At 73.5% G+C, this 16,209-nt stretch carries 18 protein-coding genes; 10 read left to right on the forward strand and 8 right to left on the reverse strand.

Annotated features, from left to right (window positions below; genetic code table 11):
* Positions 1 to 49: 49 nt before the first annotated feature.
* The 4 genes from HAV40_RS23185 to HAV40_RS23200 are packed head-to-tail and all read right to left on the reverse strand — an operon-like array spanning position 50 to position 2,528.
* Positions 50 to 661: a nucleoside/nucleotide kinase family protein gene (locus HAV40_RS23185; RefSeq protein ID WP_166384671.1), complete on the reverse strand. Its 612-nt coding sequence runs from the start codon at positions 659 to 661 to the stop codon at positions 50 to 52.
* A gap of 13 nt (positions 662 to 674) precedes the next feature.
* Positions 675 to 1,787: a threonine aldolase family protein gene (locus HAV40_RS23190; protein WP_166384673.1), complete on the reverse strand. Its 1,113-nt coding sequence runs from the start codon at positions 1,785 to 1,787 to the stop codon at positions 675 to 677.
* A gap of 50 nt (positions 1,788 to 1,837) precedes the next feature.
* Complete coding sequence (locus HAV40_RS23195) at positions 1,838 to 2,062, reverse strand: helix-turn-helix transcriptional regulator (RefSeq protein ID WP_166384675.1); 225 nt, start codon at positions 2,060 to 2,062, stop codon at positions 1,838 to 1,840.
* The gene (locus HAV40_RS23200) at positions 2,055 to 2,528 is read right to left on the reverse strand and encodes a hypothetical protein (RefSeq protein WP_203672219.1); all 474 of its coding nucleotides are present in this window, start codon (positions 2,526 to 2,528) and stop codon (positions 2,055 to 2,057) included. The genes HAV40_RS23195 and HAV40_RS23200 overlap by 8 nt, the downstream gene beginning before the upstream one ends.
* A gap of 383 nt (positions 2,529 to 2,911) precedes the next feature.
* Here HAV40_RS23200 and HAV40_RS23205 point away from each other — a divergent pair, with 383 nt between their 5' ends.
* The 5 genes from HAV40_RS23205 (at position 2,912) to HAV40_RS23225 (ending at position 6,814) form a co-directional block, all read left to right on the forward strand.
* Positions 2,912 to 3,163 (forward strand): dsRBD fold-containing protein, encoded by a 252-nt coding sequence (locus HAV40_RS23205; protein ID WP_166384677.1) that lies wholly within the window; start codon positions 2,912 to 2,914, stop codon positions 3,161 to 3,163.
* Positions 3,160 to 3,807, forward strand: a complete 648-nt coding sequence (locus HAV40_RS23210) for a flavodoxin domain-containing protein (RefSeq protein WP_203672220.1) — start codon at positions 3,160 to 3,162, stop codon at positions 3,805 to 3,807. Before HAV40_RS23205 ends, HAV40_RS23210 begins: the two co-directional genes overlap by 4 nt.
* Before the next feature lie 117 nt (positions 3,808 to 3,924).
* On the forward strand, positions 3,925 to 4,839 hold the full coding sequence (locus HAV40_RS23215; protein WP_166384679.1) for a serine hydrolase: 915 nt from the start codon (positions 3,925 to 3,927) through the stop codon (positions 4,837 to 4,839).
* An 80-nt stretch (positions 4,840 to 4,919) separates the two neighbouring features.
* Positions 4,920 to 6,155 carry a serine/threonine-protein kinase gene (locus HAV40_RS23220; RefSeq protein ID WP_166384681.1) on the forward strand — a complete coding sequence of 412 codons (1,236 nt, stop codon included), beginning with the start codon at positions 4,920 to 4,922 and terminating at the stop codon, positions 6,153 to 6,155.
* A gap of 206 nt (positions 6,156 to 6,361) precedes the next feature.
* Complete coding sequence (locus tag HAV40_RS23225) at positions 6,362 to 6,814, forward strand: hypothetical protein (protein WP_166384683.1); 453 nt, start codon at positions 6,362 to 6,364, stop codon at positions 6,812 to 6,814.
* A gap of 14 nt (positions 6,815 to 6,828) precedes the next feature.
* On the opposite strand, the gene HAV40_RS23230 is transcribed toward HAV40_RS23225, so the two are convergent.
* Together HAV40_RS23230 and HAV40_RS23235 are read right to left on the reverse strand one after the other, a co-directional pair.
* Positions 6,829 to 7,839, reverse strand: coding sequence for a LacI family DNA-binding transcriptional regulator (locus HAV40_RS23230; protein ID WP_166384685.1), 1,011 nt, complete (start codon positions 7,837 to 7,839; stop codon positions 6,829 to 6,831).
* 181 nt (positions 7,840 to 8,020) lie between these two features.
* Complete coding sequence (locus HAV40_RS23235) at positions 8,021 to 8,614, reverse strand: GNAT family N-acetyltransferase (protein WP_239087056.1); 594 nt, start codon at positions 8,612 to 8,614, stop codon at positions 8,021 to 8,023.
* A 156-nt stretch (positions 8,615 to 8,770) separates the two neighbouring features.
* Here HAV40_RS23235 and HAV40_RS23240 point away from each other — a divergent pair, with 156 nt between their 5' ends.
* Complete coding sequence (locus tag HAV40_RS23240) at positions 8,771 to 9,292, forward strand: DUF4142 domain-containing protein (RefSeq protein ID WP_166384687.1); 522 nt, start codon at positions 8,771 to 8,773, stop codon at positions 9,290 to 9,292.
* 35 nt (positions 9,293 to 9,327) lie between these two features.
* On the opposite strand, the gene HAV40_RS23245 is transcribed toward HAV40_RS23240, so the two are convergent.
* Positions 9,328 to 9,705 (reverse strand): VOC family protein, encoded by a 378-nt coding sequence (locus HAV40_RS23245; protein WP_166384689.1) that lies wholly within the window; start codon positions 9,703 to 9,705, stop codon positions 9,328 to 9,330.
* 30 nt (positions 9,706 to 9,735) lie between these two features.
* Here HAV40_RS23245 and HAV40_RS23250 point away from each other — a divergent pair, with 30 nt between their 5' ends.
* The 4 genes from HAV40_RS23250 to HAV40_RS23265 all read left to right on the forward strand — a co-directional run bounded on the left by HAV40_RS23250 (position 9,736) and on the right by HAV40_RS23265 (position 14,936).
* On the forward strand, positions 9,736 to 10,974 hold the full coding sequence (locus HAV40_RS23250) for a hypothetical protein (RefSeq protein ID WP_239087057.1): 1,239 nt from the start codon (positions 9,736 to 9,738) through the stop codon (positions 10,972 to 10,974).
* A complete protein-coding gene (locus tag HAV40_RS23255) occupies positions 10,974 to 12,503 on the forward strand; it encodes an alkaline phosphatase D family protein (RefSeq protein WP_166384691.1) in 1,530 nt (509 codons plus the stop codon). Before HAV40_RS23250 ends, HAV40_RS23255 begins: the two co-directional genes overlap by 1 nt.
* A gap of 100 nt (positions 12,504 to 12,603) precedes the next feature.
* Positions 12,604 to 13,767: a glycosyltransferase family 4 protein gene (locus HAV40_RS23260; RefSeq protein WP_166384693.1), complete on the forward strand. Its 1,164-nt coding sequence runs from the start codon at positions 12,604 to 12,606 to the stop codon at positions 13,765 to 13,767.
* Positions 13,764 to 14,936, forward strand: a complete 1,173-nt coding sequence (locus HAV40_RS23265; RefSeq protein ID WP_425549774.1) for a glycosyltransferase — start codon at positions 13,764 to 13,766, stop codon at positions 14,934 to 14,936. The genes HAV40_RS23260 and HAV40_RS23265 overlap by 4 nt, the downstream gene beginning before the upstream one ends.
* Here the strand turns inward: HAV40_RS23265 and HAV40_RS23270 are convergent.
* Entirely contained in the window at positions 14,915 to 16,150 is a 1,236-nt protein-coding gene (locus tag HAV40_RS23270) for an RNA-guided endonuclease InsQ/TnpB family protein (protein ID WP_239087058.1), read from the reverse strand. The genes HAV40_RS23265 and HAV40_RS23270 overlap by 22 nt on opposite strands.
* Between the last annotated feature and the right edge of the window lie 59 nt (positions 16,151 to 16,209).

Here is a 16,209-nt window from a genome sequence, read left to right on the forward strand (position 1 = left end):
TAGCCGACCATCGGTGCATAAGCCGTATATCGCCGCACGGCGCGGGGTCTCAGGCGCGGTGGAGGTGGAGGTCGGCGTGGGGGGCGGTGGACTCGACGACGCGGGCGTTGGCCTCGTCGCTGCGGTACACCCAGTCGCGGGCGGCGGCGGGGTCCAGGCCCTTGGCGTGCTGGCGGGCGAGCAGCCCGTCGACGCGCGGTCCGTCGTCGGCCGACAGGTAGACGGCCAGGTCGAGCAGCTGCCGTACGCGGTCCCACGGCGGGGTGTCGAGTAGCAGGTAGTTGCCCTCGGTGACGATCACCTCGACGTCCGGCGGGACCGGGATCGCCCCCGCGACGGGTTCGTTGAGGACGTGGTCGAACGTCGGCGCGTACACCGTCTCGCCGGTGCTCTCGCGCAGTCGGCGCAGCAGCGCGGCGTAACCGGCGGCGTCGAAGGTGTCCGGGGCGCCCTTGCGGTCGGCCCGGCCGAGCCGCCGCAGCTCCGTGTTGGCCAGGTGGAATCCGTCCATCGGCACCACCGCCGCATGGCCGAGCCGGTCGGCGAGGTCCCGGGCCAGGGTCGACTTGCCCGCGCCGGGCGCACCGGCGATGCCGATCACCAGGCGGCCCGGCCGCCGCGCGCGCAGCCGGTGCACCTCGTCGAGCAGCGTCGTGAGCATCACGGCCAGTCTGTCAGCCCGGTGCCCCGGCGGCCAGTTCCAGCAGCGCCAGACCGGCCGCGGTGACGTCGGCGGCGGTCCACTCCAGGGCCGGGGCGGCCACGGTCATCTCGGTCATCGCCAGGCCCGGCGACCGGTCGGTGAACACGTTGGCGAACCAGGTCTTCTGCTGCTCGGCCAGGGCCAGCACGGCGGCGTTGAGCGCCGTCGCCGGGCCGGGCAGCCACAGCTGGAACTGGTGGGTGTGCGGCACGTGCGGGAACACCCGCGCGCCGGGCAGCTCGGCCAGCGCCGCGGCGACGGTCCTGGCGTGCGCGACATACTCGGGCAGCCGGGGCAGCTCGCGGTCGAGGCCGCCCAGCGCGGCGAGCGCGGCGGGCCACTGCTGGAACAGCTGCCCGCCGTAGCGGTGCCGCCAGGCGCGGGCCTGCGCGGTGAAGTCCTCGGCCCCGGCCAGCAGCGCGCCGGACAGGCCGCCGAGGGTCTTGTAGAGCGACACGTAGACGCTGTCGGCAAGCCCCGCCACGGTCGGCAGGTCCCGGCCCAGGTGGAACACCGACTCCCAGAGCCGGGCCCCGTCGAAGTGCACCTTCGCGCCGCGCGAGCGGGCCGCCGCGACCAGCGCGTTCAGCTCGTCCCAGGTGGGCAGCAGGAAACCGGCGTCGCGCAGCGGCAGCTCGACCAGCAGCGTGCCGAACGGCTCGTCGAGGTCGCGCACCTCCTGCGCGGTGGGCTGGCGCGGCTCGGTGGTCGCCCACACCCCGCGCAGCCCGGTCAGTGTCTGGTACGCCTTGCGTTCGTGTACTTCCAGGTGCCCGAGCGGGTGCAGGGCCACCGTCCGGTTGCCGGTGCGCTCGGCCCAGCAGCGCAGCGCCACCTGCTGGGCCATGGTGCCGGTCGGGAAGAACACCGCGTCGGGTTTGCCGAGCAGCCCGGCGACCCGCCGCTCCAGGGCCGCGACCGGGCCGCCGCCGTAGAAGTCGGGCCGGTCGTCGAGCCCTTCGTAGTCGACGGCGGCGAGGTCGGCGAGCCGCTCGCGCACCGACGCCGTGCGATGCCCGGACAGGATCCGGTCGCAGCCGCGCATCGTCCGCCAGCGGCGTTCCGCGGGATCCTCAGCAGCCATCGGGCCATGATGCCACTACGGGCCGTACGCCGGGTCGCGGGCTGTGCCGGCTAGTCGGCGTCGCCGGGGTAACCGAACACGTCGTCGAGCGGCGCCTTGAAGACGCGGGCGATCTGGAACGCCATCTCCAGCGACGGGGAGTAGCGCCCCTGCTCGATGGCGATCACCGTCTGCCGGGTGACGCCGACGCGCTCGGCCAGTTCGGCCTGCGTCATCTCGCCGTGTTCGAGCCGCAGCGCCCGGATGCGGTTGGTGACGCGGGTCGGTTTAACCATGGAAGGCTCCGCGGTAGGCCCGGATCTTCGCGATCGCGCCCCAGGTGGTGCCGACGGCCCCGAGCAGGAACAGGGCGTTGCCGATCCAGAACTGGTCGGCGCGCACCATCGCGAGCACCAGCACGACCGCCGCGCCGACGCCCAGCACGCCCTGGGCGATGCGGTCGCCGTGGCGCACGATCTCCCGGTCGCGTACGTCGGACTCGGTGTGGCTGTCCCGCGCGACCATGGCCGACACGATCGAGCCGAGGATCGTCCCGGCGAACGTCACGCCCATCGCCCACAGCATCGGCGTCACCCAGGCGACCTCCGCGGCGGGGTGACGCCACAGGCGCGGGATGACCACGGCGAAGTAGACCAGTGACGTTGCGGGCACCAGGATCGCCATCAACCAGGTGTTGCGTTCCTCGTAGGTGGTCGGGACGCGGTCGGTGTCGGCGGCGGGCACGGGCTTGCACGAGGTCATGGCACATCCTCCCGGTCGGCCCGGCGATGTCAAGAATTCTTTACACCACCGGTACGCCGGAGCGTACACCATGTCAGGAATTCTTTACATCGCTCGGCGTCACCGCTTACCGAACATCCACCGGATGGCGGCCACGAGGAGCGCGATGCCGAGGACGGTGCCGAACACACCGGCGTACACCTGTTCGCTGGACACACGCACACCATAGTGAGCACGGGCCCGTTCCGCCGCCACCGCACCGCCGGGCGCGGCGGCCGCGATCTCGCCGAATCGCCCTTTGTGCAGGCCAACCGGCCCACCCCGAGCGCTACGAGCGCGACAATGGCAGGGGCGGCACGCGACCTGACGGCGTGCCGGCGCGTCACTGCCGGGAGGCCGGGCCGATGAGCACGAAGCACTGGACCGTGGACATCACCATCGACGACGACGGCTCCGGCCGTACGCAGGCGCACGCCCGCCTCGACACCGGCGGCCCGATCACCGCGCTGCGCGGCGACGGCAGCGCCGCGCGGCAGCGGTTCGACGAGGACGTGCCGGTGATCGGCGACGAGCTCGCGGTCGGCCGCGCCCTGGTGGAACTCGGGCAGCGGCTGCTCGCGCAGGCCGACGCCGACCTGGAACGGACCCCCGCATGACCACCGCGCCGGCCCCGGCCACCGCGCCCCCGCTGCTGGAACCGCCGCTGCAGCGCCTGGTCATGGCGCAGCTGGAGGAGCTGCCCGAGGCGCTCACCGGCCAGACCGGCCCGCCGCGCCGGGTCCTGGTCGCCGCGGCGTCGAAGTACGAGGCGACCGCGGAGATCGCCACCGTCATCGCCAAGGTGCTCACCGAACGCGGCTTCGACGCCGAGGCCACCGAGATCGACCCGTCACTGCAGGTCGACGGCTTCGACGCGTTCGTCGTCGGCAGCGCGGTCTACTCCGGGCACTGGCTGCAACCGGCCCGCTGGTTCGTGCAGAGCCACGCCGCCGTGCTGTCCACGCGCCCGGTGTGGCTGTTCTCCAGCGGCCCGGTCGGCGACCCGCCGATGCCCGACGAGGACCCGGTCGACGTGACCGCCATCGCCGAGGCCACCGGCGCCCGCGAGCACAAGGTCTTCGCCGGGCGGCTCGAACACAGCAGGCTGAGCATCGCCGAGCAGGCCCTGGTGGTGGCGCTACGCGCACCCGAGGGCGATTTCCGCGACTGGGACGCGATCCGGGACTGGGCCGCGGGCATCGCCGACGCGCTCGCCGCGACCGGCCCGACCACCATCACCGGAACGATCAGCCTGGACTGACCCGGTCTACGGATCACGCGAAGCCCGCGCGTGGGGCATCATCGACGGCGTAACCCCCGCCCCGCCGACGCGCACCCCCGCCATCGGCAGCCACTCCGCCCCCTCGGAGCTTGCCTCATGACCGAGCACACCCGCCGCCGTGCCCTGCTGGCCGGCGGCGTGGGCGTGGCCGCGCTGGCCACCGGCGGTCTCTGGCTGGCCGGGCGCGGCGGCGCGGACCCCGGCGCGGCGGCGCTCTGGCACGATCCGCCCGCACCGGTGGACACCACACCGGCCACGGTGCCCGCCCAGCCCGGCCCGCCGAAGGCCGAGCGCGCCCGCATCCTGACCGCCGCCAACGCCGGAGATCTGATCAAGATCACTACCAGCGGCTGGTACAGCTGGGCGCTGATGGACCGCGCCACCGGCGAGATCGTCGGCGCGAAGAACCTGTCCGAGACGAACATGACCGCCTCGATGATCAAGGCCTGGCTCGCCGCGGACTACCTGCGCCGGGCCACCGACGCGGGCCAGACCCCGAGCGCGGCCCGGTTCGCCGAGCTCCGCAAGCTGATCCGCGACAGCGACAACGCCGTCGCCACGGCGCTGTGGACCGAACTCGGCGGGCGCGCCACGATCACCCGACTGATCTCCATCTGCAAGCTGACCGACTCGGCGGCCGGACCGGACTGGAGCAAGACCCAGCTCTCGGCGCGCGACACCTGCCGTATCGCGCACGCCATCGGCACCGGCACGGCGGCCGGTTCCCGGTGGACCGACTACCTCATCGGCGAGATGCGCGCGGTGCGCGGCGAGGGCACCTTCGGCATCCGCCGCGCGTTCCCGGCCGCCGAGCAGCCCAAGATCGCGATCAAGAACGGCTGGGTGTGGCGCGGCGCGCCCTACGGCTTCTGGAACGTCAACTGCCTGGCGCTCGGCGACACCTGGACCATGGCCGTGCTGACCCGGTACGCCTCAGGCGGCCAGCAGCACGGCGAGAACATCGCCCAGTCCGTGGCGACCCAGCTCCGCACCCTGTCCAGCCTGCTCTGACCACGGCGAGCGCGGGCGGGCCGCCAGGATGACACGGCCGTCTATATTGTCGACGGGTCAGCGCCGCGATGGAGGATGCCGTGTATGACAACCGGTTCGGCGACTTGTCCTATCTCGACTGGCTGGCGCTCAACCCGTACGAGGGGCCGGCGCACCGGCTGCGGGCGCTGACCGGCACCGCGGCGGTCCTCGACGAGCTGCACTCGGGGCGGCGCACCGGGGTGCCGGTGGCCCACGGCGACGTCACACCGGCCACCGTCGTGGTGCGCCCCGACGGCTCGTCCAGCCCCGCCGACCTCGGCCAGCTGTGGACCGTCGACGGCTCCCTGATCGCCGCGCGCAGCACCCCGTACGCCGCCCCGGAGCTGTTCCTGCCCGGCGCGGTGACCAGCCCGGCCGCGGACCGCTTCGCCTTCGCGGCGACCGTCGCGCACGCCGCGCTGGGCGCGCCGCCGCCGGTGCGGTTCGCGCCGCAGGGACCCGATCTTCAGCAGCTCAGCGAGCAGTTGCGCACCCACCCGCTGTGCGCCGCGTTCCCCGCGTTCGGCCACCGCATCCTCAACGCGCTGGCCGCCGCACCCGCGGACCGGCCGTCCAGCCTGACGACCTGGCTGGAGGCGCTGCTCAACGACCTGAACCCGCCGACCCTGGCGATGACCAGCGCGCTGCCACCGGCCCCGGGGGCGTACCCGCCGCCCGGCGAGCCGCTGCCGCCGTGGTCGCCACCGGCCAAGAGCCCGTCCGGCAGTTCGTCGGGGCTGACCTGGGTGCTCGCGGGGGTGGCGGCGCTGCTCGCGATCGCGCTGCTCGCCGGGGGCGCGTGGTATCTGATCGCGCAGATCGACGAACCGTCCGACGGGGACCTGGTGGTCGCGCCGTCGCGCTCGGCGTACGCCTCCCCGTCGCCCTCTCCCAGCGCGAGCCCGGAGGTGGACGACCTCGCCGCGGCGCGGACCTTCCTGTCGGGGACCTGGGAGGGCACCTACCGTTGTCGGCAGGGCCTGACCGGGCTGAAGCTCACCGTGTTCGTGGTCGACGAGCACGAGGTGGAGGCGATGTTCGAGTTCTTCCCGGTGAGCAGCAACCCGGATGTGCCGCGCGGGTCGTTCGTGCTGGACGGCACGTACACGGCGACGGGCTTCACGCTGCTGCCGGGGCACTGGGTGAAGCGGCCGGGCGACTACGTCATGGTCGGGCTCGAAGCCTCGTTCGCGGCGGCGGCGGGGCAGAGCATCCGCGGCGAGGTCACCGACTCCGCGTGCGACGACTTCCAGGTGAAGAAGACCTCCACCACCACCCGCCGCCCGCCGGTCTGATCCACACCGGAGGTTGAGCCGCCTTCAGCATAAGGCGGTTCCGCGTGATCTTCACTCCTCCGTTCGACCGTCGCGACCCCCGGGCTGAGCTGCCTAAGCTTCCCGCTCGTGCCTGTCTGCGAGGTGGCGCCCCTCGGCAGACCGGCACGCGTCGCCCGCCGTACGCGGTGGGCGACGTGTCATGTCGACCGAGCCGCGGAGGCAACTTGATCGAGCTTGAGCTCATCGCACGCAACGTTCTCCTCTCGTCCGCCGGGCCGGACCTGCCGACCGAGGTATGGGCCTGCCGCACGCTGGTGGCCCGCACCGCCGGTTACCGCAGCCGCCTGGTCGGCGCGCTGCTGCGCCTGGAGCGCGTCACGGACTCACCGGCGGACCGGCTCCGCCTGGCCGAGGAGGCGGTCGCGCACGCTCGACTGATCGATCCCGACGACGACCACCACGCCACCGACCTGCTGATCTGGGCCCTGCACGCACTGCAGCGCAACCTGTACGCCCTCGGCCGCACCACCGAAGGGCGCGCCGCTCGCCAAGAGATCGTCGTCAGCTACCGCCCTGGCCTGCACACGAAGCTCGGCTGCCGGGTCACCGCCTGCTACGCCGACCGCGAGCCGCCGCCGGTCGCCGACTGGGCGGCCGACGCCGCCACCGCCTCGTAACCGGTCCGGGCCGGTCAGGGCGCCGGTGCCGACTCGCGGACGACCAGCCGGAACGGCGGCTGGAACTCGGCGGGCGGCCCGGCCGGGCGGCCCTCGATGCGGTCGAGCAGCTTCTCGACCGCGAGCCGCCCGATCAGCTCCTTGTCCGGCGAGATCGTGGTCAGGGTCGGGATGCTGAACCGGCCCTCCTCCACGTCGTCGATGCCGATCACGGCCACGTCGGTGGGCACCCGCAGCCCGTGGTCGTGCAGGGCCCGGATCGCGCCCAGCGCGATCAGGTCGTTGAAGGCGAACACGGCGTCCGGCGGCTGCGCCAGCGTCAGCAGCGCCCGCATGCCCGCCGCACCGTCACCGCGGCCGAAACCGCTGGTCGTGACGGTCAGGTCGGGGTCGAACGGCAGCCCGGCCGCCGCCAGCGCCTCGGTGTAGCCGCGCAGGCGCAGCAGCGACGGGGCCCGGCTGGCCTCGATGTGCGCGCCGATGAAGGCGATCCGCCGCCGCCCGAGCGCGATGAGGTGCCGCATCGCCTCGCGGCTGGCGGCGAGGTTGTCGATGACCACATGGTCGTACGGGGCGTGGTAGATGGCCTCGCCGACCAGCACCATCGGGGTCTGGCTGGTACGGCTGGCGATGTCGTCGCGGTTGAGGTGCACCGCCGACAGGATCAGCCCGTCGATGATCTGGGCCCGGAACCCGTCGGCGACCAGCAGTTCCTTTTCCCGGTCGCCGTCGGTGTAGTCGAGCAGCAGCGTGTACCCGCGTGCGGTGGCCGCCCGGATCGCCGCGTCGGCGAGCTCGGCGAAGTACGGGTTGTTCAGCTCGGGCAGGGCCAGCGCGATGATGCCGGTGCGGCCCCGGCGCAGGTGACGGGCACTGAGGTTGGGCGTGTAGCCGAGCTCGTCGATGGCCTGCTGCACCCGCTCGCGGGTGGCCTCGCCGACGGGCCGGTAGCCGTTGACGACATTGGACACGGTCGCCTGGGACACACCGGCCCGTCTGGCGATGTCCTTGAGACTGACCGCCATCGGCGGGTTTCCTCCACTCACCGCTCATTGTCACCACTGGCGGGTCCGCCACGTCAACGCAGGTGCCGCCGCCGACCACCGACTGGTATCACGAGTTCAGCAGCCCTTCGCGATCAACCGCCTTCGCTCTATAACGTTATACAGACCGTCTCCGATGACGACAAGCCGTCGCGCCCGCACGTCAGGAACCGTCGAGGGCCGCGCGGACCTGCGGCCATACCGCCGCGAAGGGCCTGATCTCCCCGGGCGGGGCGTCCGTGGCCGCCGCACGCTGCCAGAAGCCGATGTCGCACCAGCGGCCCTGCTTGTAACCGACGCCCCGCAGGGTGCCGGTGTGCTGGAACCCGAAGGCCTCGTGGAACCGCGCGCTGGGCTCGTTGGGCAGGCCGATCACGCCGATCACGGTGCGGTAACCCTGGGCGTCGAGGGTGGCCAGCAGCGCCCGGTAGAGCGCGTGGCCGACCCGCTGCCCGCGCCTGCCGTCGGCGACGTAACCGGTGACCTCGGCGCACCAGTCATACGCGGCACGGGCCTTCCACTGGCCCGCGTACGCGATCCCGGCGACCTCGCCGTCGACCACGGCCACCAGCCAGGGATGGCGGTCGCGGCCACGGGCCCAGTCCTCGGCCCACACCTGCGGCGTCTGCGGCTCGGTGCGGAAGTTCACCGTCGTGGTGGCGATGTAGAAGTTGACCAGCTCGGCGACCGCCGCCCAGTCCCCCGCCGCCGCGGGCCGCACCTCTACGACCGCCGGCGGCATCAGGTGGTGGCGCATGGGCGGCATTCTAATCCGGGAAGATCACCGTCCGCTGCCCCTCGGCGGGCAGGTGTCGGCTACCGCGTTGGTGGGTACTGAGCTGGGCGCAGGCGGCCGCGCGCCACCCGCGGCACCAGGCTGCGCCGCGCGGTCCCGGGGGATGGAGGCTTGGTCATGAACCGGAGCAGAGGGCTGTTCGTCGTGCTCGCGACGGTGGGGATCCTGCTGGGCGCGGCAGCGCCGGCCGCCGCGGTGCCCTCGGCGCAGGACGCCTCCTTCCTGGTCGGCATCCACCAGGCGAACCTCTACGAGATCGCGTCCGGGAACCTGGCCGCCCAGAAGGGCACCACCGACGAGGTGCGGCGGCTGGGCCAGCTGATCGCCGCCGACCACACGCGGTTCGACGCCGCGGTGGTGGCGGTCGCCGACCAGGTCAAGGTGGCCCTGCCGGACAAGCCCGCCCAGGAGCAGATGGACGTGCTCAAGGAGCTGGCCGCGACGACCGGGCCCACCTTCGACCAGGTGTGGATCACGCGGGAGATCGTGACCCAGGGTGAGAGCCTGCAGGCGGCCCGCACCGAGCTGAACTACGGCTTCGACCCGCGGGTCAAGGACCTGGCCCGGCAGTCCGACGAGATGTTCATGACGCACGTCAACGAACTGCACCGCGTCGGCGCGGGAGTCAACGTCGGCTGACCCCCCGGACGCGCCCGGTGTCACCGGGCGCGTGCTCAGTGCCGTACGAGGCAGAACGGATGCCCGGCCGGATCGGCGTACACGCGCCAGCTCTGGCCGGGCGAACCCGCGTCCAGCACGGTCGCGCCGCAGGCGAGCACCTCCTCCTCGGCCGCGTCCAGATCGGGCACGCCGAAGTCGAGGTGGAACTGCTGGGGTTTGCTGGGGTCGGGCCACTGCGGCTGCTGGTACTCGGCGACCCGCTGGAAGGCGAGCACCAGGCCGTTGGCGGCGTGCAGGGTCGACCAGTCGTCGCCCAGTGACCAGCGCCGGTCCGGCCGGTTGACGTCGCCGCCGAGCAGCGACCGGTAGAACTCGGCGAGCCGCTTCGGTTCACGGCAGTCCAGCACGACGCACTGCAGTTCAGCGAGCATGGTCTGATCCTATGCGGTCGTGGCATATTGATGCAGATCAGTGTGAAGGGCGCGGGTCCGCTGTGCCGGGTGGCCGTCCGCGCTTCACGCGCCCGCCACGTGCCCGTCTCCGGCACGACAGCGGGCGCCTTCACGCTGCTCGCGATCCTGCCAGGAGGCGTGATGCAGACAGCGAACCTGATCGTCAACCCGGGCGGCGACGCCGCCGTCGGCGGCACCGGCCAGCCCACCCCGGTCGTTCCCGGATGGACCACCATCGAGGGCGCGGCGGCCGTCGTCACGTACGGGAGCAGCGGTTATCCGGCCTCGTCCAGCCCCGGTCCGGCCGACCGGGGCGCGAACTTCCTCGGCGGCGGCGACGCGCCCCGCACCCGGCTGACGCAGCAGATCACGCTGCCGATGACGGCACAGATCGACGCGGGCACCGCGCTGTTCGACACCGGCGGATGGCTGGGCGGGTACGCGGCCCAGGACGACGGCGCACGCCTGTCGGTGGAGTTCCTCGACGCCGCCGCCCGGCCGCTGGGCGTGGTCGTGCTCGGGCCGGTCACCGCCGCCGAGCGCGGCAACGCCACCGGCCTGCTGCGGCGCGCCCAGACCGGCACCGTGCCGCCGGGCAGCCGCACCGCGCGGGTGCTGCTGCTGTTCACCCGTGACGGCGGCACGTCCAACGACGGCTACGCCGACAGCCTGTGGCTGACCCTGTCCACCCCGGCGGTGAACCTGCTGGCCAACCCGGGCGGCGACGCCGGTCCCGGCGGCACCGGCGGCGCGACGGCGTCGATTCCCGGCTGGACCCACCTGGAGGGCGGCACGGCCGTCATCGCGTACGGGACCAGCGGTTATCCGACCGCGTCGAGCCCCGGTCCGGCGAACCGGGGAGCGAACTTCCTCGGCGGCGGCACGTCGGCGCGCAGCCGCCTCGGGCAGAGCGTGGCCCTGCCGAACACCGGCGCCATCGACGCGGGCACGGCCCGCTACGACGCGGCGGCCTGGCTCGGCGGGTACGCCGACCAGAACGACACCGCGCAGCTGTCCGTCGCGTTCCGCAACGCCGCCGGGCAGACCCTGTCGACGGTCGTGCTCGGCCCGGTCACCGCCGCGCAGCGGGCGAACGTCACCGGGATGCTGTCGCGCACCGCGACCGGCACGGTGCCCGTGGGCAGCCGCACCGCGCAGGTCGAGCTGCTGTTCGTGCGGGCCGGTGGCACCTCCAACGACGGCTACGCCGACTCCCTGTCCCTCAGCGTCTCGACCGGAGGAGCCTGATGGCCCTGCACCGCCGCCAACTCCTGCAGGCCGCCGTCGGCGCGGGCGCGCTCGCGACCGCCTGGCCGCTGGCCCGCGACCTCGGCCCGCAGGCCGCCTACGCCGCCGCGGCCGCACTCGGCGCGAGCTGGGACCCGGCCCCGTTCACCCTCGGCGTCGCCTCCGGTGACCCGCTGCCGACCAGCGTCGTGCTGTGGACGCGGCTGGCCCCGGACCCGCTCGCCGACGTGCAGCCGCTGCCCGACATCGTGCAGGTCGACTGGAGCGTCGCCACCGACGCGGCCATGACCAACGTGGTCGCGTCCGGCTCGGTCGCCGCGTCGGTGCTGCTCGGGCACAGCCTGCACGTCGTCGTCGACGGGTTGACCCCCGGGCGGCGCTACCACTACCGGTTCCGGGCGCTGGGCCAGTACAGCCGGGTCGGGCGGACGAAGACCGCACCGGTCGGCGCGGTGAACCTGGTCCGGTTCGCGTCGCTGAACTGCCAGAACTACCAGTCGGGCGAGTATCCGGGCATGCGCGACATCGCCGCGGACAGCAACCTCGACTTCGTGGTGCACCTGGGCGACTACGTGTACGAGGGCTCCGAGCTGGGCACCGCGTACACGCTGACCGACTACCGCAGGCTGCACGCGCTGTACAAGGGTGACCCGCTGCTGCGCGACGTGCACGCCGCGCACCCGTTCTACCTGACCTGGGACGACCACGAGGTCGTCAACGACTACACCGGCTCGCGCGGCGCGGCGAGCTTCGTGGCCCGCCGGTCGGCGGCCTACCAGGGCTGGTACGAGCACCTGCCGCTGCGGCTCGAGGGCTCCGACACGGCGCTGCCCGACCCGCGCATCTACCGCCACCGGCAGTGGGGCGACCTGCTCGAACTCGTCATCCTCGACCTGCGCCAGCACCGCACCGAGCAGAACCTCACCGGCGGCTCGATCCTCGGCCCGGCTCAGAAGCAGTGGGTCAAGGACCGGGTGTCCCAGCGCAGCGGCGGCTGGCACTGCTGGGTCAACTCGATCTTCCTGAGCCAGCAGCGCAACCCCGACGGCGGGTACCTGTTCACCGACCAGTGGGACGGCTACCGGGCCGAGCGCACCGAACTGCTGACGTACGCCCAGCAGCAGGGCATCGCGGACTTCGTGACCATCACCGGCGACTGGCACAGCGCGTTCGTGCAGGACGTGCGCCCCGACTTCGACAACCTGGCCGCCCCGGTCATCGGCACCGAGTTCGTGGCGCACTCGACGACCTCGGGCGCGTACCCGGCGAGCTGGAACGCGGCCAACGGCCCGCGCCTGGGCCAGGTCAACCCGCACCTGCAGTACTTCGAGGGCAACCGGTACGGCTACGACCTGTACGAGGTGACGCCGCAGCGGTGGACGACGCGGCAGCGCGTGGTCAGCGACCGCGCCAACCCGAACGCCACGGTCAGCACCCTGACCAGCTGGCACGTCGACCGGGGCCGGGCCGGGGCGTACGAGGACCCCGCGACGAAGGGCTCGGCGGCGCAGTACCGGCGCAACCCGTGACCTGTGCCCGGCGGAGCCTGGGGAACAGTTCCCCTGGGCTTCGCCGGGACGACTCCTTGGCTTCGCCTCGGCTCCCGGCGGCGAACCTAGCGTGGCGGCCATGCGCGTGGCGATCATCACCGAGTCGTTCTCCCCGGACGTGAACGGCGTCGCGAACTCCGTCGCCCGCGTCGCCGACCACCTGCTCGCGCGCGGCCACGAGCCGCTGGTCATCGCGCCGCGACCGGCACCACGGGCGGGCCGCGCGATCACCGAGAAGCCCTATCCGGTGGTACGGCTGGGTTCGCTGCCGATGCCCGGCTACGGCAACGTGCGGCTGGCCTGGCCGACCCGCCGCCTCCGCGAGGCCCTTGCCGGGCACCGGGCCGACGTGGTGCACCTGGCCAGCCCGTTCGTGCTCGGCGCGTGGGGCGCGAAGGCCGCCGCCGACCTCGGCATCCCCGTCGTCGCGATCTACCAGACCGACGTGCCCGGCTACGCCCGCGCGTACGGGGTCGCCCCCGGTGAGGCGCTGTCCTGGCGCTGGATCCGGCACGTGCACGGCCGCGCCGCCGCGACCCTGGCCCCGTCGTCGACGACCGCCGCCGAGCTGGTCGCACACGGTGTCCCGAACGTCGGCCGGTGGGGGCGCGGCGTCGACGCCGAGCTGTTCCACCCGTCGCGCCGCGACGAGAGCCTGCGCGCCGCACTCGCCCCGGGCGGCGAGCTGATCGTCGGCTACGTCGGCAGGTTGGCGCGGGAGAAGCGCGTGGACCTGCTCGCCCGGACCGCGGCGCTGCCCGGCGTGCGCGTCGTCGTGGTCGGCGACGGCCCGACCCGCGAGGCGGTGCGCCGGGCCGTGCCGCAGGCGGACTTCCTGGGCACCCGGCGCGGCACCGACCTGGCCCGGCTGTACGCCAGCCTCGACGTGTTCGTGCACACCGGACCGCACGAGACGTTCTGCCAGACCGTGCAGGAGGCCCAGGCCAGCGGCGTGCCGGTGGTCGCACCCGCGATCGGCGGGCCGCTCGACCTGGTGCGCCACGGCGTCGACGGGCTGCTGGTGCCGCCGAACGACGGCGCGGCGTTCGCGGCCGCCGTCGGCACGCTCGCCGACCCGGCCGTACGCCGCGACTACGGCCGGGCCGCCCGCGCCGCCGTGGCCAGCCGGACCTGGTCGGCGCTGGGCGACGAGCTGATCGGCCACTACGCCGCCGCGACGGCCACGGTGCGCGTGCCCGGCCGCGTGCCCGCACCCGTCGCCGTACCGGTGCACGTCCCGTGACCGGGCTGCGCATCGTCCGGCTGGCCAACTTCGTCACGCCCAGCTCCGGCGGCCTGCGCACCGCGCTGCGCGAGCTGGGCCGGGGGTACGCCGCAGCCGGGCACGAACCGGTGCTGGTCGTCCCCGGCGCCCGGCACACCGACGAGCCGAGCGAGCAGGGCCGGGTGATCACCCTGCCGGGGCCGGTCGCGCCGGGGCTGGGCGGCGGCTACCGGCTGCTGGTGCGCCGCAGGCCGCTGGCCGACCTGCTGACCGCGCTGGCCCCGGACCGGATCGAGGTGTCCGACCGCACCACGCTGCGCTGGACCGGTGACTGGGCGCGCCGCCACGGCGTGCCGTCGGTGATGGTGTCGCACGAGAGCGTCGACGGGCTGCTCGGCGTCGTGAAGCTGCCCGCCGGGGTGCGCGCCCGGATCGCCGCCGGGCTCAACCGCGCCAGCGCCGCCGCGTACGACCGGATCGTCTGCACCACCGCCTGGGCCGCCGGGGAGTTCACCGGCGTCGGGGCGCACAACGTCACGCAGGTGCCGCTCGGCGTCGACCTCGACCTGTTCCACCCCGACCGCCGCGACCCGCTCGTACGCGGCGAGCACGTGCCCGGCGGCGAGCTGCTGCTGGTCGCCTGCGTACGCCTGTCCCCGGAGAAGCGGCCGGAACGGGCCCTGACCACGCTGCGCACGCTGCTCGACCGTGGTGTCGCCGCCCGGCTGGTGATCGCGGGCGACGGGCCGCTGCGGTCCCGGCTGCAGGCCGCCGCGGCCGGACTGCCGGTGGCGTTCACCGGCTGGATCAGCGAACGGCAGCGGCTCGCGGCGCTGCTGGCCAGCGCGGACGTGGTGGTCGCGCCCGGTCCGATGGAGACGTTCGGGCTGGCCGCGCTGGAGGCCCTGGCCTGCGGCACCCCGGCCGTGGTGAGCGCGTCCAGCGCCCTGCCCGCCGTCGTCGGAGACGCGGGTGTCGCGGTCGCGGGCGAGGATCTCGCCGACGGGGTGCTCCAGCTGCTCGGCCGCGACGAGCGCCGCCGCCGCGACGCCGCCCGCGCCCGTGCCGAGCAGTTCGGCTGGGACGCCGCCATACAGGGCTTCCTCGGCGTGCACAGCGCCCTCGAACCGGCCGACGCCGCGCGCCGACCCCGCTACGGCCTGTTTCATAACTCGGTGGAGTTGTGAGACAGCGCCCTTCTCGGGCGTCCGTGCCTCACCCCGGGTGGGGTGGGTGCGGTTCCTGCGTCATCGGGGCCGGTTTCGTCCGCGCGGGTGCGTGGGCCAGAGCCTTTCCCTCGGCGGGCTTTGGTGACCGGGCCCCCTGCGGGGAGGTCCCGGACCCGGGCGTGGTGCTGCTCGGCCCAGATAGCGAGGTTGACAGCGGCGTTGAGGTCACGATCGGCGCGGTACCCGCACGCCTGGCAGGTGAAGACGCGCTGGCCCAGCGGCACCGCGGCGGCGACGGTCCGGCAGGCCGAGCAGGTCTTCGTCGAGGGGTACCAGCGATCGACCGGGCACAGATGCCCGCCGTGCCACTGCTGCTTGTAGGTCAACTGCCGGGCCAGTTCGCCCCACGACGCATCGGCGACCGCAGCGGCCAGGTGCCGGTTGGTGAGCATGCCGGTGATGGTGAGGGTCTCGATCGCGAGCCGGTCGTGGGTCTTGACCAGCTTGTTGGAGACTTCGTGCAGGAAACGACGCCGGATCGCGGCCACGCGGGCGTGATGGCGGCCCAGCCGGGCGGCGGCGTCGGCGCGGTTGCGGGAGCCGCGCTGTTTACGGGTGACGGCGCGGGCCAGACGCCGCTGACGGACCATCGCCGAGCGCGCAGGCCGGGGTGGGTCATCCACACGCAGCGTCGGGGTGCCGTCGGCGGTGGCGGCCACGACGAACGCCGTCAGACCCCGGTCCACGCCCACCCAGCCCGTGGTCGGCGTGCGCGGCTGGTGACAGGCGGCAGCGTGCAGGTCCGCGGCCTCGCAGGTCACCGACACCGTCCACCGCCCGGCCCGGTGTGTGACGGTCGCGGACAGGATCTTCGCCCGGCCTTTGGCGAGCATGCGCCGCAGCCGCCGGGTGTCCTGGCGTACCGCGACCGTGCCGATACCAGGCAGGGTCACGGTACGTGGAGCGTGGTCACCGACCCTGATACTGGCCCGGCCAGCGGTGGAGGTCTTGCAGCGGACCCGAAACGACAACAGTGCCCGTTTCTTGGACTTGAACCTCGGGAAGCCCACCGCCCGACCCTTGCGTTCGCCGGTCCGCGAGGCCCTGTCCGCGGCCCAGATCGACCGCAGCCTCCTCGAACACCTGCTGACACACCTCGGCCCGCCACGACAGGCCCGTGGCGTTGACCGTGGTGGTCCCGTCCGCGGCGGCCACCAACACCCGGCCGGCATCGGCCGAGGTCTTCCACCCGTTGAACGCGTTGATCAGGTCGAAGCCCGACCACGGCACC

It is taken from the genome of Catellatospora methionotrophica (assembly GCF_011297335.1).
In the GTDB taxonomy this organism is placed as follows: domain Bacteria; phylum Actinomycetota; class Actinomycetes; order Mycobacteriales; family Micromonosporaceae; genus Catellatospora; species Catellatospora methionotrophica.